The 24,760-nt window shown below is 44.2% G+C and carries 28 protein-coding genes; 13 read left to right on the top strand and 15 right to left on the bottom strand.

The window, feature by feature from the left end; genetic code table 11:
• Nucleotides 1-114: 114 nt before the first annotated feature.
• Genes OSCI_RS16755 through OSCI_RS30070 form a run of 3 tightly spaced genes read right to left on the bottom strand, consistent with a single transcriptional unit; the run spans nt 115 to nt 850 of the window.
• A complete protein-coding gene (locus tag OSCI_RS16755; RefSeq protein WP_234708764.1) occupies nt 115-357 on the bottom strand; it encodes a DUF4926 domain-containing protein in 243 nt (80 codons plus the stop codon).
• Nucleotides 358-374: 17 nt separating this feature from the next.
• A complete protein-coding gene (locus OSCI_RS16760) occupies nt 375-707 on the bottom strand; it encodes a DUF6883 domain-containing protein (RefSeq protein WP_007356229.1) in 333 nt (110 codons plus the stop codon).
• A complete protein-coding gene (locus OSCI_RS30070; RefSeq protein WP_007356230.1) occupies nt 707-850 on the bottom strand; it encodes a hypothetical protein in 144 nt (47 codons plus the stop codon). The genes OSCI_RS16760 and OSCI_RS30070 overlap by 1 nt, the downstream gene beginning before the upstream one ends.
• Before the next feature lie 111 nt (nt 851-961).
• Between OSCI_RS30070 and OSCI_RS16765 the strand changes: the two genes are divergently transcribed.
• The 3 genes from OSCI_RS16765 to OSCI_RS16775 all read left to right on the top strand — a co-directional run bounded on the left by OSCI_RS16765 (nt 962) and on the right by OSCI_RS16775 (nt 3,751).
• Nucleotides 962-1,171: a CsbD family protein gene (locus OSCI_RS16765; RefSeq protein ID WP_007356231.1), complete on the top strand. Its 210-nt coding sequence runs from the start codon at nt 962-964 to the stop codon at nt 1,169-1,171.
• 123 nt (nt 1,172-1,294) lie between these two features.
• Nucleotides 1,295-2,869, top strand: coding sequence for an NAD(P)H-quinone oxidoreductase subunit N (locus tag OSCI_RS16770; RefSeq protein WP_007356232.1), 1,575 nt, complete (start codon nt 1,295-1,297; stop codon nt 2,867-2,869).
• A gap of 372 nt (nt 2,870-3,241) precedes the next feature.
• Nucleotides 3,242-3,751: a cobalamin biosynthesis protein gene (locus tag OSCI_RS16775; RefSeq protein WP_267879571.1), complete on the top strand. Its 510-nt coding sequence runs from the start codon at nt 3,242-3,244 to the stop codon at nt 3,749-3,751.
• 37 nt (nt 3,752-3,788) lie between these two features.
• On the opposite strand, the gene OSCI_RS16780 is transcribed toward OSCI_RS16775, so the two are convergent.
• Nucleotides 3,789-4,160 (bottom strand): phage holin family protein, encoded by a 372-nt coding sequence (locus OSCI_RS16780; RefSeq protein ID WP_007356235.1) that lies wholly within the window; start codon nt 4,158-4,160, stop codon nt 3,789-3,791.
• Nucleotides 4,161-4,267: 107 nt separating this feature from the next.
• On the opposite strand from OSCI_RS16780, the gene OSCI_RS16785 reads away from it, so the two are divergent.
• Entirely contained in the window at nt 4,268-5,152 is an 885-nt protein-coding gene (locus OSCI_RS16785; protein ID WP_007356238.1) for a pentapeptide repeat-containing protein, read from the top strand.
• Between the two features lie 59 nt (nt 5,153-5,211).
• Here OSCI_RS16785 and OSCI_RS16790 read toward each other — a convergent pair whose 3' ends face one another.
• Nucleotides 5,212-5,571, bottom strand: a complete 360-nt coding sequence (locus OSCI_RS16790; protein WP_007356239.1) for a DUF5678 domain-containing protein — start codon at nt 5,569-5,571, stop codon at nt 5,212-5,214.
• Between the two features lie 78 nt (nt 5,572-5,649).
• Nucleotides 5,650-7,827, bottom strand: coding sequence for a transglycosylase SLT domain-containing protein (locus tag OSCI_RS16795; protein ID WP_007356240.1), 2,178 nt, complete (start codon nt 7,825-7,827; stop codon nt 5,650-5,652).
• Nucleotides 7,828-8,325: 498 nt separating this feature from the next.
• Between OSCI_RS16795 and OSCI_RS16800 the strand changes: the two genes are divergently transcribed.
• Together OSCI_RS16800 and OSCI_RS16805 are read left to right on the top strand one after the other, a co-directional pair.
• Nucleotides 8,326-9,801, top strand: coding sequence for a leucyl aminopeptidase (locus tag OSCI_RS16800; RefSeq protein WP_007356241.1), 1,476 nt, complete (start codon nt 8,326-8,328; stop codon nt 9,799-9,801).
• Nucleotides 9,802-10,323: 522 nt separating this feature from the next.
• The gene (locus tag OSCI_RS16805) at nt 10,324-11,469 is read left to right on the top strand and encodes a fatty acid desaturase family protein (protein WP_007356242.1); all 1,146 of its coding nucleotides are present in this window, start codon (nt 10,324-10,326) and stop codon (nt 11,467-11,469) included.
• Here the strand turns inward: OSCI_RS16805 and OSCI_RS16810 are convergent.
• From OSCI_RS16810 to OSCI_RS16820, 3 genes are all read right to left on the bottom strand, one after another.
• The gene (locus OSCI_RS16810) at nt 11,388-11,654 is read right to left on the bottom strand and encodes a hypothetical protein (RefSeq protein WP_007356243.1); all 267 of its coding nucleotides are present in this window, start codon (nt 11,652-11,654) and stop codon (nt 11,388-11,390) included. The two genes, OSCI_RS16805 and OSCI_RS16810, sit on opposite strands and share 82 nt — an antisense overlap.
• A gap of 178 nt (nt 11,655-11,832) precedes the next feature.
• Nucleotides 11,833-12,261: a type II toxin-antitoxin system VapC family toxin gene (locus OSCI_RS16815; protein WP_007356244.1), complete on the bottom strand. Its 429-nt coding sequence runs from the start codon at nt 12,259-12,261 to the stop codon at nt 11,833-11,835.
• On the bottom strand, nt 12,258-12,470 hold the full coding sequence (locus tag OSCI_RS16820; protein ID WP_007356245.1) for a hypothetical protein: 213 nt from the start codon (nt 12,468-12,470) through the stop codon (nt 12,258-12,260). The genes OSCI_RS16815 and OSCI_RS16820 overlap by 4 nt, the downstream gene beginning before the upstream one ends.
• A gap of 395 nt (nt 12,471-12,865) precedes the next feature.
• Between OSCI_RS16820 and OSCI_RS16825 the strand changes: the two genes are divergently transcribed.
• On the top strand, nt 12,866-15,205 hold the full coding sequence (locus OSCI_RS16825) for a PAS domain-containing sensor histidine kinase (protein ID WP_007356246.1): 2,340 nt from the start codon (nt 12,866-12,868) through the stop codon (nt 15,203-15,205).
• Nucleotides 15,206-15,477: 272 nt separating this feature from the next.
• Here OSCI_RS16825 and rplL read toward each other — a convergent pair whose 3' ends face one another.
• The gene (gene rplL, locus OSCI_RS16830; RefSeq protein ID WP_007356247.1) at nt 15,478-15,864 is read right to left on the bottom strand and encodes a 50S ribosomal protein L7/L12; all 387 of its coding nucleotides are present in this window, start codon (nt 15,862-15,864) and stop codon (nt 15,478-15,480) included.
• A 195-nt stretch (nt 15,865-16,059) separates the two neighbouring features.
• On the opposite strand from rplL, the gene OSCI_RS16835 reads away from it, so the two are divergent.
• Nucleotides 16,060-17,313 (top strand): FHA domain-containing serine/threonine-protein kinase, encoded by a 1,254-nt coding sequence (locus OSCI_RS16835; RefSeq protein WP_007356248.1) that lies wholly within the window; start codon nt 16,060-16,062, stop codon nt 17,311-17,313.
• 72 nt (nt 17,314-17,385) lie between these two features.
• Here the strand turns inward: OSCI_RS16835 and OSCI_RS16840 are convergent, their stop codons facing one another.
• Entirely contained in the window at nt 17,386-17,604 is a 219-nt protein-coding gene (locus OSCI_RS16840; RefSeq protein WP_019487428.1) for a DUF4327 family protein, read from the bottom strand.
• Between the two features lie 317 nt (nt 17,605-17,921).
• Complete coding sequence (locus tag OSCI_RS16845; RefSeq protein ID WP_007356250.1) at nt 17,922-18,461, bottom strand: hypothetical protein; 540 nt, start codon at nt 18,459-18,461, stop codon at nt 17,922-17,924.
• Nucleotides 18,462-18,559: 98 nt separating this feature from the next.
• Between OSCI_RS16845 and OSCI_RS16850 the strand changes: the two genes are divergently transcribed.
• Nucleotides 18,560-19,549 (top strand): aspartate carbamoyltransferase catalytic subunit, encoded by a 990-nt coding sequence (locus tag OSCI_RS16850; protein WP_007356251.1) that lies wholly within the window; start codon nt 18,560-18,562, stop codon nt 19,547-19,549.
• Between the two features lie 64 nt (nt 19,550-19,613).
• Here the strand turns inward: OSCI_RS16850 and OSCI_RS16855 are convergent, their stop codons facing one another.
• Nucleotides 19,614-20,534 (bottom strand): macrolide 2'-phosphotransferase, encoded by a 921-nt coding sequence (locus tag OSCI_RS16855; RefSeq protein ID WP_007356252.1) that lies wholly within the window; start codon nt 20,532-20,534, stop codon nt 19,614-19,616.
• Between the two features lie 63 nt (nt 20,535-20,597).
• Between OSCI_RS16855 and OSCI_RS16860 the strand changes: the two genes are divergently transcribed.
• Nucleotides 20,598-20,801 carry a hypothetical protein gene (locus OSCI_RS16860; RefSeq protein WP_148288868.1) on the top strand — a complete coding sequence of 68 codons (204 nt, stop codon included), beginning with the start codon at nt 20,598-20,600 and terminating at the stop codon, nt 20,799-20,801.
• A 33-nt stretch (nt 20,802-20,834) separates the two neighbouring features.
• On the opposite strand, the gene OSCI_RS16865 is transcribed toward OSCI_RS16860, so the two are convergent.
• Together OSCI_RS16865 and OSCI_RS16870 are read right to left on the bottom strand one after the other, a co-directional pair.
• Nucleotides 20,835-21,602, bottom strand: coding sequence for a Uma2 family endonuclease (locus OSCI_RS16865; RefSeq protein ID WP_007356254.1), 768 nt, complete (start codon nt 21,600-21,602; stop codon nt 20,835-20,837).
• 273 nt (nt 21,603-21,875) lie between these two features.
• Nucleotides 21,876-22,277 (bottom strand): SH3 domain-containing protein, encoded by a 402-nt coding sequence (locus OSCI_RS16870; protein WP_007356255.1) that lies wholly within the window; start codon nt 22,275-22,277, stop codon nt 21,876-21,878.
• 331 nt (nt 22,278-22,608) lie between these two features.
• Between OSCI_RS16870 and OSCI_RS16875 the strand changes: the two genes are divergently transcribed.
• The 3 genes from OSCI_RS16875 to OSCI_RS16885 all read left to right on the top strand — a co-directional run bounded on the left by OSCI_RS16875 (nt 22,609) and on the right by OSCI_RS16885 (nt 24,714).
• Nucleotides 22,609-23,094 (top strand): molybdenum cofactor biosynthesis protein MoaE, encoded by a 486-nt coding sequence (locus OSCI_RS16875; protein WP_007356256.1) that lies wholly within the window; start codon nt 22,609-22,611, stop codon nt 23,092-23,094.
• Between the two features lie 228 nt (nt 23,095-23,322).
• Nucleotides 23,323-23,982 (top strand): sigma-70 family RNA polymerase sigma factor, encoded by a 660-nt coding sequence (locus tag OSCI_RS16880; protein WP_007356257.1) that lies wholly within the window; start codon nt 23,323-23,325, stop codon nt 23,980-23,982.
• 141 nt (nt 23,983-24,123) lie between these two features.
• Nucleotides 24,124-24,714 carry an anti-sigma factor family protein gene (locus OSCI_RS16885; protein ID WP_007356258.1) on the top strand — a complete coding sequence of 197 codons (591 nt, stop codon included), beginning with the start codon at nt 24,124-24,126 and terminating at the stop codon, nt 24,712-24,714.
• Nucleotides 24,715-24,760 lie beyond the last annotated feature (46 nt).

The following is a 24,760-nucleotide window of genomic DNA, read 5'->3' on the forward strand; positions in this document are numbered from 1 at the left end:
TGCAATTGCGGTCACGTATCTCCGAAATAGTCTCGATTGAAATCCCAACAGATACTTTAGAATAAATTAAAAAAATAGCGGCAATTCGAGATATGTGTGTAGAACCACTGCTTTCTAAGCAACTGCGAGTTCATATTGCAGAACTAAAATTTCATCTTCTTTCAAAATAGCCATAGCATATTCAATCCCTTGATTATCAGCAAACTCCACTAAATATTGATAGTCATTTCCTGTATCATACACTTCAACAATAGTTCCCACAAGTCCTACTGGCAAACTAGAGATAGATGCGTATTCTGGTTCCACTAGCGTTAATCTCGTATTTGACACAGGCTTGAGAATAGCAACAGAATCCAAAAGTTTAAAGTGTTTTATCATGGTTTAAGAAAAGCTGAAATTAAACGAGGATTAGAATTAGTTGTAGTAACTTCCCAGATTGTCCGCAGCTCAATACCTGACGTATCGGGTACAATCCAATCAACCTTAAACTGTTGCCCAAAATCAGTAGTATCTTGTTGGATAACTTCACCTTCAATCGCTGCTTTTTGAATAAGCTCTCGCAAAACCTCTGCATTATTAGCGGTGATTCCCAAAACCGAGGCAAAGACTCTAGCTTTGTGCTTTCCACTAGAGTGCTCTTGATTTAAGCAGTAGCCAACTAGCTTTTGCAGAGAAATTTCTGCATGATTGCCATTCGGTAGTTTCATTATAACTTCTCATCACCTCTAATTGCACTCAATTTTTCTTGTAACGGAGATGGTGGACTATTGCGCTTTAATTCTTCCACAATGGCTCGACTTTCAGCAGTGTAGCGATCGATTTCTTCTCTGCGATCGTAATAATAGGTCATTCCTGCATGAGAGGATAATTTACTTCTTAATAAAATTATAAGATGAGAGTGCCTAAGTTATGGTAAGCTCAACTTACTGATAGGATAATTAATCGGTATAAGGAGTCCAACATGAGCACTGAAGATAGAGCAAAGGCCGTTGGCAAAAACATTGAAGGTAAACTCCAAGAAGTTTGGGGAAATATCACAGGTAGCAAAAAAGACCAAGCAACAGGTAAGGCCAAACAAGCTGAATCCGCCGCCCGCCATGTGGTAGAAGATGCCAAGCAAACTGCAAAAGAGATCGCAGATAAGGCAAAAAAGGCGATCGATAAGTTGTAGAGAGTAAGTTGTAGAGACTAAAATCCAAATCAGGTTACAATCCAGTTTGGTTAAGAATTTTTAACAAATTCACCGCCATTGCAGGCTTTTCAGTCTGTACTACTGTATAACCTGGCTGAAAATATGGATTTTGCTACTCTTGTTGCCCAGCTAAATGCTGGAACCATCTTGCCAGAAGGAATAGTCATCGTCACCCTCCTGGTAGTGCTCTGCGGCGACTTGATCGTAGGCCGTAGTTCCTCAGCGTGGACTCCCTACGTTGCCGTTGCTGGTTTACTCGCTGCGATCGCGGCCCTCTGCTACCAGTGGGAGAGCACTAACACGATTTCATTCTTCGGCGGTTTCAACAGCGATGCGCTAAGTATTGCATTTCGCGGCATTGTTGCCCTTTCTGCCGCTGTTACTATTTTGATGTCGGTACGCTACATCCAGCAAACGGGTACATCCTTGGCAGAATTCATCAGCATTTTGCTTACCGCTACCTTGGGGGGGATGTTCCTCTGTGGGGCCGACGAATTGGTGATGATTTTCGTCTCGCTGGAAACTCTCAGTATCTCATCATACCTGCTGACAGGTTACACCAAGCGCGACCCGCGTTCCAACGAAGCAGCATTGAAATACCTGCTAATTGGTTCCGCTTCTTCGGCGGTATTTCTATACTCTCTTTCCTTGCTGTACGGATTATCGGGAGGGGAAACCACATTAACCGCGATCGCCCAGGGCCTTGCTGCTGCTGATAGCGGTAACTCCCTCGGTTTAGCGATCGCCTTAGTATTCGCGATCGCAGGCATCTCCTTCAAAATCTCCGCCGTCCCCTTTCACCAGTGGACACCAGACGTTTACGAAGGTTCACCCACACCAGTCGTCGCCTTCCTTTCCGTCGGTTCCAAAGCGGCCGGTTTCGCCCTCGCCATCCGCCTCCTCACTACCGCTTTCCCCCTAGTTACAGAACAGTGGCACTTAGTTTTTACCGCCCTCGCCATACTCAGCATGGTTTTGGGTAACGTCGTCGCCCTCGCCCAGACTAGCATGAAGCGGCTACTAGCTTACTCCTCCATCGGACAAGCTGGATTCGTAATGATCGGTTTGATCGCAGGCAGTGAAGCAGGCTATTCCAGCATGATATTTTATCTGTTGGTTTACCTATTTATGAACTTAGGCGGTTTCGCCTGCGTGATTTTATTCTCCCTACGAACTGGTACAGACCAAATTAGCGAATATGCCGGTTTGTATCAAAAAGATCCGCTTTTAACCTTGTGTTTAAGCATTTGCCTGCTATCATTGGGAGGCATTCCGCCCCTAGCCGGTTTCTTCGGCAAAATTTATCTGTTTTGGGCAGGCTGGCAAGCAGGTCTTTACCTCTTAGTATTGTTGGGGTTAATTACTACTGTAGTCTCGATTTACTACTATATTCGAGTAGTAAAAATGATGGTAGTTAAGGAACCTCAAGAAATGTCAAGTTCGGTCAAGAATTATCCAGAAGCTAACTGGACTCTTCCCGGAATGCGACCTTTACAAGTCAGTCTGATTTTGACATTAATTGCCACATCCTTAGCGGGAATTTTGGCTAATCCGATATTGACTTTAGCCAACAGTTCTGTCAATCGCACTCCCATATTACAGGCTGTTTTGAGTCAGACGCAACCTGTGGCAGTGGTTTCGATCCAATCAAATCTTTCCCAATCTCAACAGGATTAATTTGTTTTTTGGGAATCGGTAAAACGCCTGACTATTGAGAGTTGGGCGTTTTTTTATTGCTAACCTTCAAGGAGTATCCGACTTGCGAAAAAGACTTATAGAAACCGCTTTCAGCGGTTAGGGGCTAGGGGCTAGGGGCTAGGGGCTAGGGTAAGAAGGGGAAGAAGAGATAGAGAATCAATGGTTTCATGAATTTAACCGCCAAAGCGGTTGCTATAATACAAAATCCTGGTTAGTCATCCCTTTGATTATTTATCCCAATTATCCAAATTATTGATACAATCTGCATTGTTGAGTGAACTTCAAACAACCGACATCCTCCTTCTGCCTCCTGCCTCCTGCCTCCTGCCTCCTGATTTGGATATCCCAAAAGTGCAACAGCATTGTAGAGTTTTATGGATAGGAATAGGTTGCCAAAGCGGAACTTCTAGAGACGTGATAGAATCTGCTATCAAACAAGTATGCCGCAATTATGATTTAGCAGAAAGTACGATCGCAGGCATTGCTACTATTGATACTAAGGCTGATGAAGTTGGATTAATAGAACTTTGTCAAGGGCGGAATTGGCAACTAAAAACCTTCTCTGCTAAGGTTTTAAACTCAATTCAAGTACCCAACCCTTCAAAAATTGTTGCTCAATCAATCGGTGTTCCCAGTGTAGCAGAAGCGGCAGCTATTTGTGCTACAATTAACCTAGAATTATCGAGTGCCGACGAATACAGATACAAGCAGATATCTAATCATTATCCAGGATCGTCTGCTTCGATCTGCGGTTCAAAAAAAAACCTCCTAGTTCCTAAACAAATCTTTCGTTCCGATTGTCAACAGGGGGCTAGGGGGGGTGCGGTGACAGTTGCGATCGCCTCAGCAGAAACAGAATAAAGCGATCGCACTGACTAACTCTTTCAATCCGTAACGTTTATTCGATCCCAGTCCTATCCACATTCACAAAACTGCCGATCAATCCAGAAACAAAAGAGAGAACGATCGCACCGAAAAATGCAGGCCAGAAACCGCTAACCTTAAAGCCAATATCGAATACTCCCGCCAACCATGCTGCCATAGACAGGGAGATCGCATTCACCACCAACAAAAACAAACCCAGAGAAAGAATTGTGAGAGGTAGTGTCAAAAGTGTGATAATCGGTCTCACAATCGCATTGACGAAACCGACCAGAACCGCAGCTACCAAAGCAGCAGGAAAACTACTAATCGCAATACCTGGTACGATATTGGCAGTAATTACCAGTGAAACGGCTGCAACTAGCCAAGTTAAAGCAAAATTTAGCATAGCTTTTTAGAAGTTCATCATTACTATTGATGATTTTACCCGTTTTTGCCGTTGAGCTGAGTTCGGCATACACTACTCCCATATCTACTTGCAAGGAAAACAGACTTATGATAATTCGGAAACTAGCGGTATTGGCGATACTTACGGTGGGCTACGCCTACGCACTCTTTCTTTTAACTTGGTCGCTACCAGCCCAAGCTCAATCTAAATATTACGCTCCTCCCTTATCTTATAGCAATGCTGAACTCACGCGCCGCGACTTTTCTGGTCAAATGCTGCGATCGGCTGAATTTTCTAATGCTAACATGGAGTTAAGTAATTTTAGTAATGCCGATTTACGAGGAGCAATTATGAGTGCTTCTGTAATGGTAAAAGCAAATTTACACGGTGCAGATTTAGCTTACGCAATGGCAGATCAGGTGAATTTTACTAATGCTGATTTAAGCGATACTGTTTTCTCGGAAGCGATACAATTTATAGCGTTTATTTATGTCCACCTACTTATGAGTAGCCAGTTGTTCTCAAACTTGATTGTAGGAGTAGCCTTACTCTTTAAATTGATAATATTTCATCGCCTAACTTTTTTTATACTTACACCACCTCTCGATTTTTTTGAAGATATATATTCCTATCAAAAAAGATCGGGAGTAATTGATGCGATCGCTCAAAATTCAAGTTTTTTATTTGGCTATTTATTGGTCTTCTTTTTTCATATTATAATTGCTTTAATTTCTTTATTATTACGTTATTTTTTAGATAGCAATATTACTATTATTGATGTTATTTTAATTTCTATGACTCCGGCAATCTTGATCTATTTTTATGAAGTGTCAGTATGTTTAACAATGTGTGTAGTAAGGAAAGACTACGCAAATATATATTCCGCAGGGCTTTTCAAAAACATTTTGTTGCTTGCTTCAAATACAATTATTATAATAATAGGTATGTTAATGGGATGGTTTGCAGTAAACTTTTTTATAACTAAGGAGTAAGAGCAACTAGCGAATCGCCCCCGTTGCAAAAGTATCCCCATTTGGAAAAAACAGTACCATTAATAAATCGCTGTCACAAATATACGTTTTTCCTTTATATCACCTACCTGCTCCACTAATTCATCAACATTTTTCCCAATAGCCAATAGCTTACCATCCTTCAGAGCAATCCAGTTTCCCCGATATTGCATCCGGTTCTGCTTGATCCAGTTTTGATTGACCAGCGTATCTCGATCTGGGGGGCGTTTACTGACTCTAACTACCGATGGTGCTAAGATGCGAGCGATCTTCTTAATTTCAGCATGATCGGGGTAATGCTCAACGGCTTTAAATGATAGCTGCTGTGCTCCTGCAAAATCGCCGCTATTCAAAATAGTTCGCATGGCTTCGATGTATTCTTCTGGGGAATTATAAGTCATAGATTAACCTCTGTATTTATTGCTATTGTAGCTTAACGTAAACATTGAGTCCGACAGGGGTTTTAACCTCCGTCGGGATTAAGGTTTAGTTGGTTGTTGCTTCGCTGCATTATGCTGTGCTACCAACTGATTTATTTCGGGATTATAAATCCTTAAATAATTCCAGTAATTCTCAAACACAGACTTCACATATCCCTTAGTTTCATCGTAGGGAATTTTATCCACAAAAGCATCGGGATCGTTAAAGCCAAATCTCTGTAACCAATCTCCGACTGCACCAGGCCCGGCATTGTAACTGGCTACTGCTAACATTGAATTATTCTTGTACTCATCGTGGGTGTGATCGAGATACCAAGTGCCGAGTTTAATGTTGTCGTCTACATTCTCTAAAGAATAGTTTTTGAGTTGAATTTGCTTAGCAATCCAATCCCCTGTTTCTGGCATAACCTGCATTAAACCAGTTGCGCCGACTGCTGATTTAATCCCTGGCATAAATCGCGATTCTTGCCGAATTAAGGCGGTAACTAATACTGGATTTAAACGCATTTCTCCCGACCACTTGACAATTGTTTCTAAGTAGGGAAATGGGTATAATGCTTGCCAGTAAGCAGGTTGCTGTCTTAAGGATAAATATTGGTTTTTATCCTCTGGTTCTTCTCGTTGCCGTAAACTTGAAATCATCCACAGTCCATCTAGATTATCTCCTACTCCTATTCGCATCAAACCATCAGTAAATTGTTCCGGTATTGACGGCTTCATCTGATTTTTAAACTCAACTTGCCATAGCGTCCAAGCCGAACGATCTTGACCTAATTGATAGAGTTCTTTTAATGCTTCAGAACCGACGGGAGGTTCTGGTCTTTGAGCGAGTGGGACTACATTGGGAGATAAGCTTCTCACTGTGGTAAAATCTCCTACAGGCCAACCCAGAAATACCGCAGAACGCCAAGCAAAATAAGATTCTGGATAGCGGGCGATGGTATATTCAAATGCTTTTTGTGCATCCTCCTGACGACCGATTCGCTGCGCCCATTTTCCTACCCAAAATGCTGCTTCTGGTGCTAATATGCTATCGGGGTTATTATTGGTTATATCTCTGGCTTGTTGCCAAGCTATTTTTAAATTTCCCGCCTTCGCGGCTTGTTGGGCAATCGTCCACCGTAGTTCAGCGGCGGCATCTGAATTGTTATATTTTTGTAGCAACAGTTGACGAGTTTGGGAGGCTAATTTTTCGCTTCCTTGCTTGTCAAGAATTTTAGATTTGTCTAACAGTGCTTCGGGTGCGCGATCGGGGAATTTGCTAATAGCGCGATCGAGGTAAACTAAAGCTTCTTTGGGTTCGGAAAGCCGCGAAATTCTGATTAAACCTAAAGCGGTGTCTTCGCCTCCATCGGGAAATTCAGTTATCAGTTGTTTATAAGCAATTTTAGATTCAGGTATTTTTCCGTCTAACCATAAACCTCGCGCTTTACGGTAGAGATTGCGGGGGGTGCGGGGAGATTTGGCGTAGGCGATCGCAGCTTTGCCGTAATCCTGTTTCTCCCAATAGCCGAAGGCGATCGCTTCCCAATCTTCGGGTTTCAAGAAGGCAGAATATTTCTGGGCTAAGGTTTCTACTATTGAGCCGTAATCTTTGAGGTACAAGCCATGTTTGGCGATCAGTAATAGCAATTCTGGCTGATTGGGATTGGTTTTCAGCCGCGATCGCGCCATTTCTATAGTGCGGGGATGAGACGGAAATTGCGCGATCGCCTTGTCCCAATGTTCCGGCTGCGTCTTTCCTAAAATATACAAAGCTTCAGCCGCCACTGGATCGTTCTCATAGCGTTTGAGCAAATCCTGCCAAGTATTTTCAGCTTTACCTGCTTCACCTGCTGCTTCGTAAGCTTGGGCGCGTAGCATCACAATGTGAGATGCTAAAATCGGATAATCTTGCTCTAATCTCTCTAACAAAGTGAGAGCTTTTGCCGCTTCTCCCTTTGCCATTAAATCTTTCGCCAGCAGATAACGCGCTTCGCTACGAGCCTTAGATTGTGGCTGTTGTGCGATCGCTTCCAACTTCTGCGATCGCTCTATTGGCGAGAGCGATACCAAAGTCCTAACTTCCGCCTCCGCGATCGCCGTATCCTGGGGATTCTGATTCACAGACGAACCAAATCCAATCCACTTTGTCACCGGTGCAAAAGCTCCGATCGCCAGAGCGCAAACGGAAACACCTATCAATAGAGGAACTGTGGTTTTGCGTTGCTTGAGCATAGGAAATTAGAGAATGGGGACTAAAGTACAAGATAATAGGACTAAATCCGAGATTGTATAGCAACCGCCAGGGCGGTTAGGGGCTAGGGGCTAGGGGCTAGGGGCTAGGGGAAGAGGGGAATAGAATCAAGGCTTCAGCGATGAGCGAGTGTCCTAACTGACGAAAGCGGTTGCTATAACGCCGCCTCTGGGCGGCGATCGACAACCCCCCAAAGGTTAGGGCTGATTCATTGTTTTAAAGCTATAGTCCGCCAGGGGTTAAAAACCCCTGTCTGATAGTTTAAGTCGTCTGAAGACGACTACAGACCTAGTATTTCAGTCGGTTTCAACCGACTTCAGTAATGAGAGAGGGAATTTATTCCCTGGTGGCTTTCGGGAGAATGAATCAACCCCCCAGAGGCGGCGTTACCCAAGTAATGCCTAACTCTTGATAAACAACTAAACCACCATCTACAAAGTACAATCTAAAATCTAAAATCTAAATCTAAAAATTGGAACATGGAATTTCAACCCACTGATACAGCCCGCTTGGAATGGACGGGAGACGCTCTTGCTATTGGTTTATTCGAGGAAGCGGTAGAATTAACCGATGAACTCGTAAAACTAGATGAAAAGCTAGCTGGTACTTTAAAAGAACTCATTGATGAGGTAGAATTTAAAGGTACAACTGGCAGCAGTGCGATCGCTCGCGTTGGTAGTCACAGTCAGATCCGCAAAATCATCATCGTTGGTTTGGGTAAACCAGAAGAACTAAAATTAGAAACTTTGCGCCGCGCCGCTGCCGCCACTGCTAGACTGGCCAAAAAGGAAAAATGCAAAACCTTGGGAATTAGCTTTCCCGCCTTAGAGGATGGACGGGATGCTACAGTGCAGGCGATCGCAGAAGGCATAGAACTAGCTTTATATCAAGATCTCCGATTCAAGTCCGAACCTGACGACAAAGGGCCTGCGATCGAGCGAATAGACTTGCTAGGTTTAGGTGGCACTGAAGCCGCCATTACCCGCGCCTATCAAATCTCTGCTGGAGTGATTCTAGCACGGGAATTGGTAGCCGCACCCGCTAATTCTGTCACGCCGATAACGATGGCCGAGACTGCTCAATCTCTAGCCTCTGAATGCGGCCTAGCTTTAGAAATATTAGAGCGGGAAGACTGCGAAAAACTAGGCATGGGAGCATTTTTGGGAGTTGCTTTAGCATCCGACTTGCCGCCTAAATTCATTCACATGATTTACAAACCGGAGGGAACACCTCGGCGGAAAGTTGCGATCGTTGGTAAAGGCTTAACCTTCGATTCTGGTGGCTTGAATATTAAAGCTGCTGGCGGTATTGAAATGATGAAAGTAGACATGGGTGGCGCTGCTGCTACTTTAGGTGCAGCCAAAGCGATCGGACATTTAAAGCCAGATGTCGAAGTTCACTTTATTAGTGCCGTCACTGAAAATATGATCAGTGGCAAAGCCATGCACCCTGGAGACATTTTGACAGCTTCTAATGGTAAGACTATTGAAGTTAACAATACCGATGCTGAAGGGCGTTTAACTTTAGCAGATGCTTTGGTATATGCTGATAAGTTGGGATTAGATGCCATTGTCGATCTTGCTACTTTAACAGGTGCTTGTATCATTGCTTTGGGTGATGATATTGCTGGTTTATGGAGTCCTGATGATAAGGTTGCTGCTCAATTTGCTACTGCCTCTGAACTTGCCGGAGAAAAATTCTGGCGAATGCCTTTGGAAGAGAAGTATTTTGAAGGTTTGAAAGCTTTGCACGCTGATATGAAAAATACGGGGCCACGTCCCGGCGGTTCGATTACGGCGGCACTGTTTTTGAAGCAATTTGTTAAGGATACTCCTTGGGTTCACTTAGACATTGCTGGGCCAGTTTGGACTGACAAGGAAAATGGTTATAACAGTGCTGGTGCAACTGGTTTTGGAGTTCGGACTTTGGTAAATTGGGTGTTGGGTAATGGTTAGAATAGAACCGATTTAATAACGCAATTAGGGCGTGCTTTGCGCCCTCTTTCTCTTTGTAATTGTTAACTGTTAACTGTTAACTGTAATTGGTAATTGGTAATTGGTAATGGCTAATGGCTAATCGCTAATGGCTAATTGGTAATTGGTAATTAAAAGCAATACCTATCCAATTGAAAACTACTATATTCCCTGTCATTGCGAGCTAATATTCCGTGTCATTGCGAGCTGATCTTCCTTGTCATTGCGAGCGAAGCGAAGCAATCTCAAGGCTTTGCGATTGCTTCGCTTCCCGCCACGCTTCGCTCGCGGCTTCGGCTTTTCGCAATGACATATTGACGATGGCATAATTTATAATGACATATTGACAATGACATATTTATGATGACATATTTACAACGACATATTTATAAGGATATAATTAAACTTGATTTTTTTCATTTCTTTACCCAATATGATATAATTCACAGAAGTGCTATTATAAAATAATTCAGAGCTGTATGCTCAAGATTTAGGAATTACACAATGCAGTCAGAAAAATTGAATGATACTGTAGACACCGGAATGCTGATTCACCAATCGGTGTATGCTAAAAAATTGCGTCCTTTGCTGCCACCAGCAGCTTTTCAACCAGATTCTAGTAAGTTAGTCATATTGTTAATTAATATGGGCATTTTACTATTAGGTTGGGGAATTGCCGATCGTTTAAACCAGTGGCCTATCTATCTTTTATGGCTTTATTTACCTTTAGCTTTGATTATGGGTAATAGTATCGTAGCTATGTCATTTATCTCCCATGACTTCATGCACGGTAGCGTTCAGAAAAAGTCTAGACTGAGTTATATCATTAGTTTTCTAGGATTTGCAATGTTGTTTATGCCCCCGACTCAGTGGAAAACTCTACACAACATTGTACATCACAGTCAAACAAATTCTGTGGCAGATCCCGACCGCAATTACCTTTACGAACAACCTAATACTTGGGGAAAAAAGATTCAAGATTTCTTTGTCCCATCCCTTGACTTCAATCCAGTTTGGTTTTTCATAATTGGGATGGCTGGTTCGTGGTTATTTCATAATTTTTCTAACCTCTCTTCGATCCTGTTGTTTAATAATAAGTCAGTTGATTATGTGCCGGCTGCTTTTACAGTCAGTGAAAAAGATAGATGGACGATTGCCCTTGAATTACTGGCAATTTTTGGCCTGCATTTCAGCATATTATTCTATCTAGACTTTCATCCGCTCAAACTTGCTCTTGGTTACTTTCTACCGCTAGCAATTGGTCATTCAGGAATCATGTTTTATATTTACACGAATCACCTGATTTGCCGGATGACGAGTATTAACGATCCGTTGATCAATAGTCTTTCTCTCCGGGTTCCTAAAATTGTCGATCTGTTGCACTTTAACTTTTCCTATCACACGGAACATCATATTTTCCCTAGTCTCAACTCAGACTATTATCCTCTAGTTCAAGAGTTGATAGAAATTCACTATCCTGGCCGGATGAATTTACTGACTGCGGGTGAAGCTTGGCAATTGTTAATGGAAACTCCCCGCCATTACAAAGATGATGTCACCTTAACTGATTATTCGGGTAAAGTTTCGGTAAATTGCCCTCTGGATAATTCTGATGTCATGCCTTTGGATTCATCAAAAGACCGGAACTGACCTGCGGCAAAATTCTCTAATCCTTGCTGAATAGCCTCGATCGCTTCTTCTGAGTCTTGCGCTTCCCACTCTAGGAAGTTAGTTAGCAATTCAGATGCCAGGAGATTGACATCTTGACCTTTCCGAATAGCGCGATCGCGGAGTTGCGCTTCTAATTCTGGGCTGAGAGTAACAATAATTGCCATTAAGCTATTTCCTTTAGGATTAAACTTCTGGAGGCTATTCTAGCAAAGATAGGCGATCGCTATCTTTATGCGATCGCATCTATCATAACTAGGTTTTGCCGAGTTGGGATTGTTTTAGGGGAGTCTCACCGCAGGCGCATCGCCATCCTACAAACACGCAAAGAAGTTCCTACTTACGCTATACCGTCCAATCTTCTATTTTCAAACCTGGAATTTTGCTAAAATCGCTAAAGTTTCTAGTCAATAACACCAAGTTACGAGATATGGCGATCGCTGCAATTCTCAAATCCATTGTAGATACGCGAACCCGTTGCGACCGCATTTGCTCAAAGATTGCGATCGCAACTGGATCGAAAGGGAAAACGGGAGCTTGTGCAAAACCTTGAAGGATTTCTAACAATAAAGTATATCCGCGAAGGGTTTCGGTATTTGTTTTAGCACGATTGATGAAATCGTGTGCGCCAAGAACTTGTTCGTGAAAACTCACAACCGATAAAGCAAAATCCGATGGTGAGTGTTGACTCATTCGAGCCGTCAAACGAGTAAATTCTAAGCCTGAACGTCGCTGTAGGAAACTAATGCGATCGGTGTCGAGTAAATATTTCACGATCGTTCATCGCCTTCATCAAGAGGTCGATCGGCTTGACGAAAAGCGCGTCCATATTCTAAAGCTTCCAAAAAAGCTGCTTCATCGGAAATTGAGCCGGTAAATTTTTCCAGCCAATTTTCAGACGTGCTCTGGGACTTGCTTTGGAGGTCAGCAACCGCTTGTTCGAGAGTTACTAAGCGTTGTTCAATGGTCGTTTCGTTTAACATTTTCCCTCCTAAAAGTATCAGCGATGATTTAGCTGTTAAGTTTGCTAAGTACAGATGTCTGTTTTATTTTACGCTATCGCCTTAATAAATTATACACAGGTAAGATGTCAAAAGGCTATCAAAAAATATTTTTATCTTTCGCTCCCCATCCTAACCAATCGAAATAACACTGATGGTTAGTCGGTCTTACCAAAACTAAAATCAGAGAAAATAAAGAACAAGAAAAGATAGAGTAAAGAGCAAGAGAAAGTTAGCCCTTTAAATACTCATTGATATAATTATTGCGATCCACCCCGCCAAAAAATAAAATTTCTGCCAAAATGGGAAACAGCCAGATTATAGACAAATCCCTTTAAGTCTAAAGTCTCAAATCCATCGTCCAAACTCTAAAGTTTATGCCGGAACTCCTGACAAACTTTTTGACCTCAAACCCATTTCTCCCGCAGGGGTATTGCTACCTCTGGAATCCTGAATTAATCTGGCTGCACGCCGCCTCTGATGCGTTGATTGCTCTGAGCTATTATTCAATTCCCCTGATGATGGCCTATTTCCTCTATCGGCGGCGGGACTTGCCTTTTCCCTGGGTGATTTGGTTGTTTGGATCTTTTATTGTCGCCTGCGGAACTAGCCATTTAATAGATGTTTGGACGCTCTGGTATCCGACTTATTGGCTGTCTGGGATAGTTAAATTTATTACTGCTATAATCTCAGTTTATACTGCTGTATCGCTGTTACCGCTGATGCCGCAAGCTCTGAGTATTCCTAGTCCCCCACAGTTAGAGGCGGCTAATGAAAAACTAGCACAAGAAATTCGCGATCGCACGGCGGCTCAAGCACAAATTTCTCAACTTAATGCCGAACTGGAACTGCGAGTTAGCCGGCGGACAGCACAATTGCGCGAAAGTCAAGAACGCTTTCGTTTATTAGTTGAAGGTGTCCAAGATTATGCTCTGGTGATGCTCGATCCTGAAGGCAAAGTTGTTAGTTGGAACAGCGGTGCAGAAAGAATTACTGGCTTCAAGGCAGAGGAAATTATGTGTCAGTATTTCTCTTGTTTTTACGAAGAAGAAGCAGTCCGTTTGGGGAAACCTGAAGAGTTCTTAGAAATAGTCTTAGCTGAGGGTCATTTTCAACAAGAAGGCTGGCGATTACGAAAAGATGGATCTAGATTTTGGGCAAATGTTGCGATTACTTCGCTGAGGGATGAAGCTGGAATGTTGCGCGGCTTCTCGAAAGTAACTCGCGATGCTACGCAGCGCAAAATGTTGCAAGAAAAATTATTGCGCTATAGTTATGCGATCGCACTCACTGGTAGTGCAATCAGAATAACTGACGCCGATAACCAATCAATTTATCACAACCAAGCTTTCATCGACTTGTTTGGTTACACAGTCGATGAACTCAATGCCATTGGCGGCCCAATTGCGCTCTACCTCACTCCAGAAGTAGGCTCTGAGGTCTATCAAATTATTAACGATACTGGTTGTTGGAGCGGTGAAATCGAACTCAGAACTAAATCTGGTGCGATCGTACCAACTTTGTTACGTGTTGACTGCATTTTTGATGATACTGGCAATCGCTTAGGATTAGTAGGCGTTTGCACTGACATCTCTGAGCGCAAACGTGCTGAAGCTGCTTTGCAACAGGCAAAAGCTGAGTTAGAATGCCGAGTTGAGGAACGCACTCAGGAATTATCGGAGCAAAATTTGGCCCTGCGACAATCGGAAGTGCGACTAACAGAGAAAAATGAGCAGTTAAAAGAGGCTTTGCGAGAACTAAAACAGACTCAATCTCAGCTCATTCAAACTGAAAAAATGTCTAGCCTCGGTCAGTTGGTTGCAGGTGTCGCTCACGAAATTAATAATCCTGTCAATTTCATTTATGGCAATATCTCCCATGCTTATTCCTATTTTGCAGAGATGCAGCAAATTGTCGGTCTTTACCAGCAGTATTATCCCGATCCTATACCTGAAATTCAAACAGTTATTGACGAGATCGAACTTGATTTCCTACTAGAAGATTTGCCCAAAATTCTCGATTCCATGAGGCTAGGAGCAGAGCGTATCCGCGAAATTGTCCAGAGTTTACGAAATTTTTCTCGGCTTGATGAAGCTGAGATGAAGCCTGTAGATATTCACGAAGGTATTGATAGTACGCTGTTGATTTTACAGAACAGGCTGCGAGAAAAGCCGGGAAAACCCGCGATCGCAGTGATTAAGGAGTACGGTCATTTGCCTAAAGTTGATTGTTTCCCCGGTCAGTTAAATCAGGTGTTTATGAATGTCCTGGTCAATGCGATCGACGTTCTGGATACTCAACCTTCCCCTGGCTTGATTACGATTCGCACGGAAGTAGGGATTGGGGACTGGGAAAATAGGGTTGAGGATTTGGCGATCGCTCCGAGTTCTTACCCGGAATTGACTACAGACGGGGAACTGGGGACTGAGGACTCAAAACTCCCCAATCCTGAATTTGTGCTAATTTGGATTACCGATAATGGTCCAGGAATGTCCCAGGAGGTGCGCCGTCGGATATTTGACCCTTTCTTTACCACAAAACCGGTGGGTAAAGGTACTGGTTTAGGCTTGTCTATCAGTTATCAGATTATTGTCCAGAAGCACGGTGGCGTTTTCAAGTGCATCTCAGAACCTGGCTGTGGCGCTACCTTTGCGATCGCCATTCCAGTGCGGCGGAAAGATAGCAACCGCTTTCAGCGGTTAGGGGCTAGGGGCTAGGGAAAGAAGGGGTTAGGGGTTAGGGGCTAGGGGCTAGGGGAAGAAGGGAAAGAAGGGGGAAGAAGGGGAAGAAGGGGAAGAAGGGAAAGAAGGGGGAAGAAGGGGAAGAAGAGAAAGAAGGGAAAGAAGAGAAAGAAGGGGGAAACAATCAGCGACTTTGGTGGAAATCAGAAAGTCCTAACCCACGAAAGCGGTTACTATATATAATAAACTCAAAAAACCCCCCTTTTTAAGGGGGGGTAAGCAAAGATGCTAATACTTAGTCAAGTTAATTACTTGATAGCGATCTTCGCGCCGACGGCTTCTAACTGTTTCTTGATATCTTCAGCAGCAGCCTTTGCGATCGCTTCCTTAACAGCCTTCGGTGCAGCTTCTACCAAGTCCTTGGCTTCCTTCAGACCCAGACCGGTAATAGTCCGCACTTCCTTAAGAATAGCGATTTTCTTATCAGCAGGAACTTCTTCGAGAATCACATCGAATTCAGTTTGCTCTTCTACTTCTTCAACAGCAGCAGGGCCAGGGCCAGCCATCATCATAGTGCCAGTAGGAGCCGCAGCGCTAACGCCAAAGGCTTCTTCAATTTGCTTCACTAATTCGGAAGCTTCCAACAGAGTTAGGGATTTGAGTTGTTCGAGAATTTGATCGGTTGCAGCAGACATTTGTTGAACTCCTAGTTCGATTTTGGATGAGTGTAAGTCATAGTAATTGCTAATTGCTAATTGCTAATTGCTAATTGTTAATTCTCTGAATCCCTTAGCTACTTACCTTCCCCCTCTTCCCCCTCTCCCCCATCTTCCCCTAGTCCCTAACCCCTAGCCCCTAGTCCCTTCTTCCCCTAGTCCCTAGCTATAAATGTGTTGACTCTCACTCTCTTAGACCCCCAAAAACAGACTCCTCTGCAACGCTGGATCTTTGATAGCGAGTCAATCATTCGCATTGGCCGCTCTCCAGAAAATCACGTTATTATTGTCGATTCCCTAGTTTCCCGGCAACACCTAGAGTTACGAAAAATTAATAATTCACCATCTAACAGCACTTGGTTGCTTGTTAATCAAGGCACCAATGGGACTTTTGTCAATGGTGTTTTGATGTCTCAGGGTGTTGTCTCCGACGGTTCCCTGATCCAGCTAGCACGAGGCGGGCCCATCCTGAAATTCCAGGTAAGCTCAGATATATTGGCTAATTTGCCCCATTCTCCCTCCCCAAGTCCGCATCCTGCGCCCCTCCCTACTTGCAATCATGTTGGCAACCCGCCAGGGAGTTTATTCTGCATCCATTGTGGCAAACCAATTAGCGTGGAACGCACGATTCGCCAATATCAAGTGTTGCGAACTTTAGGTCAAGGGGGGATGGGGACTACGACTTTAGCCTGGGATAGCCAGAAGGCGCGATCGCAACAGCCTGGAATTCCCCCGGCCGCATCTTTGGTAGTCCTTAAGGAAATGAATGCGGATATGGCCCAAATCGCCAAAGCTCAAGAACTTTTTGAAAGGGAGGCCCGTACCCTTAAAGCGCTACACCATCCGGGTATTCCTCAGTTTTTTGACTTTTTTGTGGAAGGGGGGAAGAAATACCTGGCAATGGAGATGCTTCACGGTCAAGATTTAGAAAAACGGATTTATCAGCGGGGGCCGGTTACTCCCCAACAGGCGATCGAGTGGATGATTCAAACCTGTGAGGTGTTGGACTACATTCACTCGCAACAGCCCCCGATCGTTCATCGAGACATTAAGCCTGCTAATTTGCTGGTACGCCACCGCGACAATGGGATCGCGGTAATCGATTTTGGGGCCGTCAAAGAAATTGGCACGCCCCCTGGTACTCGCATTGGCGTTGAGGGCTACACTGCCCCGGAACAGGATCGGGGTCAGCCGCTAAGTCAATCCGATTTGTATGCTATTGGCCCAACGCTGATTTTTTTGCTAACGGGGGAAAGCCCCCAAAAGTTTTACGGCAAGAGAGGTCGAGATTTTGGGTTCAACGTGGAAAGGGTACCCACGATCGCGCCGAAATTGCGGACTGTGATTTCGCGGACAACGGAACCTAAACCAGGCGATCGCTATCCTACAGCTAAAAAACTAGCCGAAGCCTTAGCAGCTTGCCTCTAGGCAAAAGTACACTGAAACCCTTTTTAGTTAAAAGAGTTACCCAAAACTAAACACTCAAAACTCAAAACTTTTCTAGTCCTCATCCCAACCTTCGACAACTAGCAACTCGCTAACGGGGTCTTGCATGGAAAAATCAAACTCTTGGAGTTGTTGTTTCCAGTACGGCCACTCGTCTCCGTACAGTAAAGCGATTTTCCACAGACTATCTGTCGGTTTGATGATGTTGGATTTCACAAGTGATTGCACCTGACGTTGAAATTTGACCATCGGGTGTATAACCTGCTGGCTCATAATACCTCTTGAATTGTTTAAATCCTCTCGAATTAAGACTTTCCTGCTCTCACTTTTTGCCTATGTGTAGATTTTTGTTGGAAAGTCACCATCTAACCTTTTAGCGCACTATCGTTACTTTTGACAAGTAGGTATAAGCAAGACTGAAGATTTAAGGCTAAGTTGAAAGAATTAATCATGGAGTTGAGGGCTTCAGGCTGCTATAGCTACCGGCGAAGGTCAAGGAACCAGGAAGAAGTTAAATCTTGAGAGTGGGCTCTACCACACTTTCGGCCTCAATGACGAAAAATATAGCAATTGTGGGAGCGATCGCCACACTAGAGCCAAATTTCTTTACCTTCCTCTGTAAAGCGCACATTTTTAATCTTCCACCCCCGGTTTGCCATGAGAGTCTGGCGCAGACCACCAAACAAGGCTAACTGTTCGCAGTTGGAAAGAGAGGTTAATCGGCGTTTGGAGTTGGGAGGAATACGCAAATCTATTATAGCTAAACTCTTCTGGCGATCGAGAATTACCCGATAACTCAACTCAAAGTCTGTGGTGTACTGTTGTTCTAAAACTTGTGCCACTGTTGCCTCAAGGGAGTGTTCTACCGGAACGGTGACATCTTCAGGAATTAAAGCTTGGCACTGACTGTCTACTCCATAAATGGTGACTGTCTTCGTATCAGGCGCTACAGGAGCCTCAACTGCTGGCAGTATTGGGGGATAGATAGTTTCAGGCTGTGGCGTAGCTGTGGGTGATGGTATCGGGGGAATGGACTCTCCCAGCTCAGGGGGTAGCGGAGTGCAACTATTTAAGCTAAATATAATCAGGCTGGCAGCAAAGGCCGCCTGATATTGCTGGATACTGTTCATCGATCGACCACCAAACTCTTTATATGAATTTCGGTGAGGTTTTTAACAGCTCCGCAGGAAACAGCAGTCAATCTAAAATCTAAAATCTAAAATCTAAAATGGCTATGGTTTGGACTCGCCGCCACATTCTCTCTCTTGCTGATTTTACTCGCGGTGAATACGACGCGGTACTGCAAACTGCTGGGAGTTTTCGAGAAGTGCTTGGTCGCCGCACAAAGAAGGTGCCGGCTCTACAAGGTCAAGTGGTGGCTAATTTATTTTTTGAGCCTTCTACTCGGACTCGTAATAGTTTTGAGTTGGCGGCGAAGCGGTTGTCGGCAGATACGCTGAATTTTACGCCGGGAAGTTCTTCTCTGACCAAGGGGGAGACTATTTTAGATACGGCGAAGACTTATTTGGCAATGGGAACGGATATGATGGTAATTCGCCACGAGCAGGCTGGAGTACCGATGGCGATCGCGCAGGAAATGGATCGTTTGGGTTCAAAGGTGAGCGTCCTTAATGCTGGAGATGGTCAGCACGAACACCCTTCTCAAGGTTTGTTAGATTTATTTACTATCTGTTCGCTCTTAGACCCCGAACACCCTCGCCTAGAAATTTTAGCTGGTAAAAAAATTGCTATTGTTGGCGATATTCTGCATTCGCGAGTAGCTCGGTCTAATATTTGGAGTTTAACTGCAACTGGAGCTGAAGTTCATTTGGCGGGGCCACCTACTTTGTTGCCGTTATTATTTGCTGAGTGTGGCAATGGTAGGGAAGGAAACTTATTTTTACATTGGCAAGTTGAACCTGCTTTACAAGATGCTGATTTTGTGATGGCCTTGCGGCTACAAAAGGAAAGGATGGGTCAGTATTTGTTGCCGAGTTTGCGAGAATATCATCAGTTGTTTGGGATTACGCGCGATCGCCTTAAGCTCTGCAAACCCAATGTTAAAGTTTTACATCCAGGCCCAGTTAACCGAGGTGTAGAAATTAGTTCTGACTTGATGGATGATGCCGAATTTAGTTTAATTTCCCAACAAGTTACCAGTGGTGTTGCTGTCAGGATGGCTTTGCTCTATCTGATGGGGGGTGGTAAGCTTAATTAACACTGTTGGCGAATTCAGAAAAAATCTATGTGAGGTTAGCCAGTTCAAGAATATTGAACCAATATCATCCACTCCAAGCTAAAGAGGCTCGAGCCCCCGCAATATGTTCTTCCTTTCCAGTTAGCAAGGCGAATAAGGCGTATTCCACGGGATTAGCATTCCAGAGTTCTATGATGTGTTCCTTCATATAAGACCATACGATCCCACCAGCAGTTTGGTAATGCTCAAGCACATCCTGGAGAACTTGCTCACCGAAGGTGGCATAGAAACAGACGAAATCCTTGGCAGGATCGCTTACTGCGGCTTCTGTCCAATCGATTAGTCCCATCAAATTTCCGTCTTTGTCCACAAGCGTATGACCAGGGTGAAAGTCTCCGTGAATCAAAGCCGAATGCTGAGGCCACAAGGCATCATTGGCAATCCAGTCTTGCCAACGTGCCCAGCGTTTATCAGAAACACCAAGCAGTTCTCTGGTCTTCTCCATATTCTCTCCCATAGATTGCCGCACTCGATCGACTGTTTGAACTCGGATACTGAATTGTTTCACTACCTCAATGCGTGTTTTGTGGAGTTGTGCCAGTGTTTTTGCCACAGAAGAAATGTATACAGCAGGCGGAGACTTCGGATCGATGTACCATACATAATCGCCGATATCTGGATCTATGGTTCCGGCAGGAATTCCCTTTAATAGCGGATAGGCAACCAGTTCATCCGAAACAATTTTCCAGACGGGAACGCTCACATCGACTTGGCTTTTAACCAGTTCAAGAACTTCTCTTTCATAATACATACGCTCAAGAACATCAAGTCTTCTGGGAAATCGCAATACCCATTTTGTATTATTCTCTTTGGCAGTAGCAAACGTAGTTATGAAGTCCATTCCCGATTTGTTAATATTTAAGTCTGCGTCCAAAATGAAGCCATTTTTGTCGGCTATGCTAAGTAGTGTCCTGATTTGGTAGTCTTCACTAATAGATTTAGTCATTTTAAATTCGCTCCTTCATGAGCATTGGCTAACATCTATATATAGAACTATCGTCTAACATTGTTGTACAATCCTGCAAACTTAGAAATTAACGCTGCCAAAACGAGTGAAAAGTCCGATATGGAGTTAATGAACGACCCGCAGGCAAAGCGTGAGGCAGACAGAGCGCAAGCCCACAGAGACGAACTGACTGAGCTGATTGCACACGCGATGTGGAGCGGCTACGAGAAACTATTAGGGAGACTGCTAGTTGAAACAGTGTCTTAATTAATAAAGAAAGACGCGATCGCGCATCAGCTTTCAATCTGGCAAATCGGGATCGATTCCCAATTCACGTAACTTTGCTGCCAATCGTTCTGCTCTTTGGCGTTCCTGTTCTGCTCTTTGGCGTTCCTGTTCTGCTCTTTGGCGTTCCTGTTCTGCTTGTTCTGAACTCCATAGCAGCAAATTACCTGAGTTATCCCACCAGCGCAGCCAGTTCATCGTTTGTCCCAACCGTTGCCCCGACCAAATCCCCAGATCTAGTTCCAGTTGTGGAATCCACACCCGGCCCTGTGCATTTGCTGGATGTAAAACATATCGTCCATCTTGCAAATAACGCACTTCCAAATTAACTTCGTAGGGGTCATAAGTGACATAAGTAGGCACTTGAAGAATTTGTTCGTAAAAGTGGAGTTTGCCATAGGGGGGAGTCGATCGAATTGATAGTTCTCCTCCATCTGCTTCTGAGAGAAATTCCATCACGATCGCAACATTAGCACCATCAGTATTAGGAGTATAACTACGACGAATGACCCCCGCTGCTAAAGGATGCACTTGAGTTACATAAAACCAGTCTGGTGCTTTGACTACAATCTTTTTATTGACAGTAGCAACTAGCCCCAAATTAGAGGCAATGAGCATTTCTGGCTGGATATATCCTGCGGCTCCCAGTGTATCGGTGAGAGCAGCCGCGAGAGAAGGTTGTTGAATATTCTCCACAGGATCGTCTGGTAATACGAAGTTGGCTGGTAAGGGTTCCCAAGTGACAGTTGGCTTAGCTTTTATAGAAGGGGCTTCAAGTACCATTATATTAACCCTCAACCAATAAATTTTGTGCAAATTTATATAGTATAGCAACCGCCAAGAACATTAGGGTATTCTAAATCGATCGAACCGTTCGGCAAGCGCGATCGCGACAAAGCTCTTACTTTTATTCTCTTCCCTTCTTCCCTTCTTCCCTTCTTCCCTAGCCCCCAGGGTTTGAAAACACGCCCTAGCCCCTAGTCTGCTAGTTATTGCACAAAAAAAGCCCATTGGTTGGGCTTAGCAAAGTTCAACTAATTCCGATCGTTCAATTTATTAATGATAGTAATGCTTGCATTTCTGGCTGTGGGAATGGGAAGAAGCGCGACGGTAGCCTAGCCATTGGGAAGCTACCCAGCCACCGCCTTTGATCTGAGCCCACCCGTTCTTATAATGACCCGTAAGCTTGACATGACTACCATTGTGTAGCTTGGAGTGTACGCAATAATCAATGCCAGGCCCGCAACGGACATTTAGCCGACCGCCATTGGTGCGGACATAGGCGGCGTATGCGTCACTAGGTACGGCTAAGACAGATAGAGCAACTGCAATACCTGCAAGACCCATCCATGCAGAACTGGGAATATTTAAGCCTAGTTGCTCAAGGGATCTCAGCTTAAGTTCTGGGCCGGGGTTTTCGTAGGTAACGTAGGAATGAGTAAATGCTAGTGTTTCCATAATTTCCTGATTTAATGTCAGATTGGTCTGGCTAAACTCAGGCAAAAATTCCTAATTTCAGAAGAATTACTCATGGGTCGGAAAACACATCAGTAACCCTGGTTATTTTCTATTTTTGTCGAAGTTTGGGGAATTTTACCGAGTTTATAGCCAATACCATAGCACTTGGCTTGTTTTTCGCAAAGAAAAATCTAATAAAATTTACAAATCCTAGAAGTAAGCTCGGAACATCTGTAACTGAAGCTTATCAATGGTGCTGAGTTAGAGTTATGGATAGGCGATCGCTGAAAATAGATTCAATATTCAGTTGCATCACAACTATTATTAGCCCATGAATACCCTTACAATTTCCCTCAACACTCTTTCAGACAATCATCCTAAAGATAGTTTTGCTATTACTTTTGCTCCACTATCAGTCGCAGAAATATACACTTTAGCTGATGACGCAGCTAATGGGGCTGTGGTAATGATGAGCGGTACTGTACGCAATCAAACTGATGGTCAACCTGTAGTGGCTCTGGAATATCAAGCCTACGAACCGATGGCTGTCCGAGTATTCCGGCAGATAGCAACCGAGATTCGCCGTCAGTGGCCAGATGTTAATCGAGTAGTAATTCACCACCGCGTTGGGCGATTGGAGATTGGGGAAATCAGTGTGTTAGTTGCTGTTGGTTGTCCCCACCGTTCAGAAGCATTTGCAGCTTGCCAGTACGGGATGGACACTTTGAAACACAATGCTCCGATCTGGAAGAAAGAATTTTCTACTGATGGCTCTAGTAGTTGGGTCAGCATAGGAGCGTGTGAAGCTAATTGTTAAGTTTTAGTGTCAGATTCAGTTATTTAGACAAAAGAGCTTTTAACATAATGCTAAAAGCTTTGGGTACTCTATTTACCTTGAGTAAGTGATGCTGTGTAAATATTTTTGAAAGTCCGGTTTGTTCCGGTTGCCCAAAAAATATCCTGAAAATGTACCAAAATTTAGGGAACTCACGCATTCAGGGGCGCGTCATTAAAAGCGGAAAGTTTGACACAGCGAATTCCGCCCATGAGTCACTTTATTTCTGTACCCTGGTCTACGGTTGAGGCGACCGTTCCTCAAGTGCAATTGCCAGCCGAAAAACTTTCTAACTACGACTTAGTGTTGCGATGCCAAGAAGGGTTGCGCCCCGATCGCGCTGCCTTTTCCGAACTGCTGCGTCGCTATCAGTCTCACGTCGATCGGGTTCTATATCACTTGGCACCGGACTGGCAAGATCGGGCAGACTTGGCTCAGGAGGTCTGGATTCGAGTCTACCGGAATATTAAGCGCTTGCAAGAGCCTGCTAAGTTCCGGGGCTGGCTCAGCCGGATCGCGACAAACTTGTTTTATGATGAGTTGCGAAAACGCAAGCGGGTTCGTCCCCCCATGTCTCTAGATGCTCCCCGCTTTCTAGAAGATGGAGAGATAGATTGGGAAATTGCTGCTGACTCTCCGGGGCCTGATGAAGATTTGACGACGAGGGAGTTTTACGATCAGCTACACGAAGCGATCGCAGATCTACCAGAAGTATTCCGCACGACTATTGTTCTTAGGGAAATCGAAGGGTTAGCCTATGAAGAAATAGCCGAAATAACTGGTGTTTCCCTGGGAACTGTAAAGTCCAGAATTGCTCGTGCTCGCCAGAGACTCCAGCAACAATTGCAAAAGTATCTGGATGGTCGCTAGTTTAGCTTTTTGAGACGGTAGTGTGAGGTTTTGGTAAAGTTTTCCTTTGACTCCAAACTTCTCTTTTAAGATCGTAAATAAAGGATATTTTGCTGAGTAACCAGCGCGTGAGTTCCGAAATTCCATGAGGTGGTGTGACTAATGAATCCTAAATTTGAGTCCGATAAAAATCATCAAGAGCACTTCCTACGGGATTCACTAACTAGGAATCCAGCTTCTAACAATCAACGGCAGGGTGCCATAAACACTATGATGCGAGATCGCTTTGAATTGCTGAGTGCCTACCTGGATGGTGAAGTGACGGCTGCTGAACGCCGCCAAGTTGAAGAGTGGTTGACCGCAGATCCCTCGGTTCGCGGCTTATACGATCGATTGCTGTCTTTACGACACGAGTTACAGGTAATGCCTGTACCACCTGCACAGCAACCTGCACAAGATTTGGCAAATCGGGTTTTCCAACAAGTTGACCGCAGGCGGAATCGGACTCTGGTTTGGGCGGGAAGTGCGATCGCGGCGATGTTTGTGGCGATGATGTCCGGTATTGTATCCGACCAACAATTATTTTCTCCACAGTTAGCTGGAGCTCCAGTTCCTGCGACTGCTGATGGCTTGATGCTCGCTTTGAATGAGCCTGTAATGGATATAGTGAATCCTAATGATTTGATGTTAACTGTGAACGAGCCTGTGGTGGAAATTCCCAAGCCGGGTTCGGGAGTTTCTAGAGGGCAGTAATTGGTAATAGTTAACTGTTAACTGTTAACTGTAATGGGTAATTGGG

It is taken from the genome of Kamptonema sp. PCC 6506, assembly GCF_000180455.1.
In the GTDB taxonomy this organism is placed as follows: domain Bacteria; phylum Cyanobacteriota; class Cyanobacteriia; order Cyanobacteriales; family Microcoleaceae; genus Kamptonema; species Kamptonema formosum.

Coding starts and splice junctions, on each gene's coding strand:
- OSCI_RS16845 (WP_007356250.1), bottom strand. CDS start 18,461: ATGAACAGTATCCAGCAATATCAGGCGGCCTTTGCTGCCAGCCTGATT.
- OSCI_RS16790 (WP_007356239.1), bottom strand. CDS start 5,571: ATGACTTATAATTCCCCAGAAGAATACATCGAAGCCATGCGAACTATT.
- OSCI_RS16805 (WP_007356242.1), top strand. CDS start 10,324: ATGCAGTCAGAAAAATTGAATGATACTGTAGACACCGGAATGCTGATT.
- OSCI_RS16855 (WP_007356252.1), bottom strand. CDS start 20,534: ATGACTAAATCTATTAGTGAAGACTACCAAATCAGGACACTACTTAGC.
- rplL (WP_007356247.1), bottom strand. CDS start 15,864: ATGTCTGCTGCAACCGATCAAATTCTCGAACAACTCAAATCCCTAACT.
- OSCI_RS16785 (WP_007356238.1), top strand. CDS start 4,268: ATGATAATTCGGAAACTAGCGGTATTGGCGATACTTACGGTGGGCTAC.
- OSCI_RS16870 (WP_007356255.1), bottom strand. CDS start 22,277: ATGGAAACACTAGCATTTACTCATTCCTACGTTACCTACGAAAACCCC.
- OSCI_RS16885 (WP_007356258.1), top strand. CDS start 24,124: ATGAATCCTAAATTTGAGTCCGATAAAAATCATCAAGAGCACTTCCTA.
- OSCI_RS16760 (WP_007356229.1), bottom strand. CDS start 707: ATGAAACTACCGAATGGCAATCATGCAGAAATTTCTCTGCAAAAGCTA.
- OSCI_RS16795 (WP_007356240.1), bottom strand. CDS start 7,827: ATGCTCAAGCAACGCAAAACCACAGTTCCTCTATTGATAGGTGTTTCC.
- OSCI_RS30070 (WP_007356230.1), bottom strand. CDS start 850: ATGACCTATTATTACGATCGCAGAGAAGAAATCGATCGCTACACTGCT.
- OSCI_RS16850 (WP_007356251.1), top strand. CDS start 18,560: ATGGCTATGGTTTGGACTCGCCGCCACATTCTCTCTCTTGCTGATTTT.
- OSCI_RS16810 (WP_007356243.1), bottom strand. CDS start 11,654: ATGGCAATTATTGTTACTCTCAGCCCAGAATTAGAAGCGCAACTCCGC.
- OSCI_RS16820 (WP_007356245.1), bottom strand. CDS start 12,470: ATGTTAAACGAAACGACCATTGAACAACGCTTAGTAACTCTCGAACAA.
- OSCI_RS16780 (WP_007356235.1), bottom strand. CDS start 4,160: ATGCTAAATTTTGCTTTAACTTGGCTAGTTGCAGCCGTTTCACTGGTA.
- OSCI_RS16770 (WP_007356232.1), top strand. CDS start 1,295: ATGGATTTTGCTACTCTTGTTGCCCAGCTAAATGCTGGAACCATCTTG.
- OSCI_RS16800 (WP_007356241.1), top strand. CDS start 8,326: ATGGAATTTCAACCCACTGATACAGCCCGCTTGGAATGGACGGGAGAC.
- OSCI_RS16765 (WP_007356231.1), top strand. CDS start 962: ATGAGCACTGAAGATAGAGCAAAGGCCGTTGGCAAAAACATTGAAGGT.
- OSCI_RS16875 (WP_007356256.1), top strand. CDS start 22,609: ATGAATACCCTTACAATTTCCCTCAACACTCTTTCAGACAATCATCCT.
- OSCI_RS16865 (WP_007356254.1), bottom strand. CDS start 21,602: ATGGTACTTGAAGCCCCTTCTATAAAAGCTAAGCCAACTGTCACTTGG.
- OSCI_RS16840 (WP_019487428.1), bottom strand. CDS start 17,604: ATGAGCCAGCAGGTTATACACCCGATGGTCAAATTTCAACGTCAGGTG.
- OSCI_RS16825 (WP_007356246.1), top strand. CDS start 12,866: ATGCCGGAACTCCTGACAAACTTTTTGACCTCAAACCCATTTCTCCCG.
- OSCI_RS16880 (WP_007356257.1), top strand. CDS start 23,323: ATGAGTCACTTTATTTCTGTACCCTGGTCTACGGTTGAGGCGACCGTT.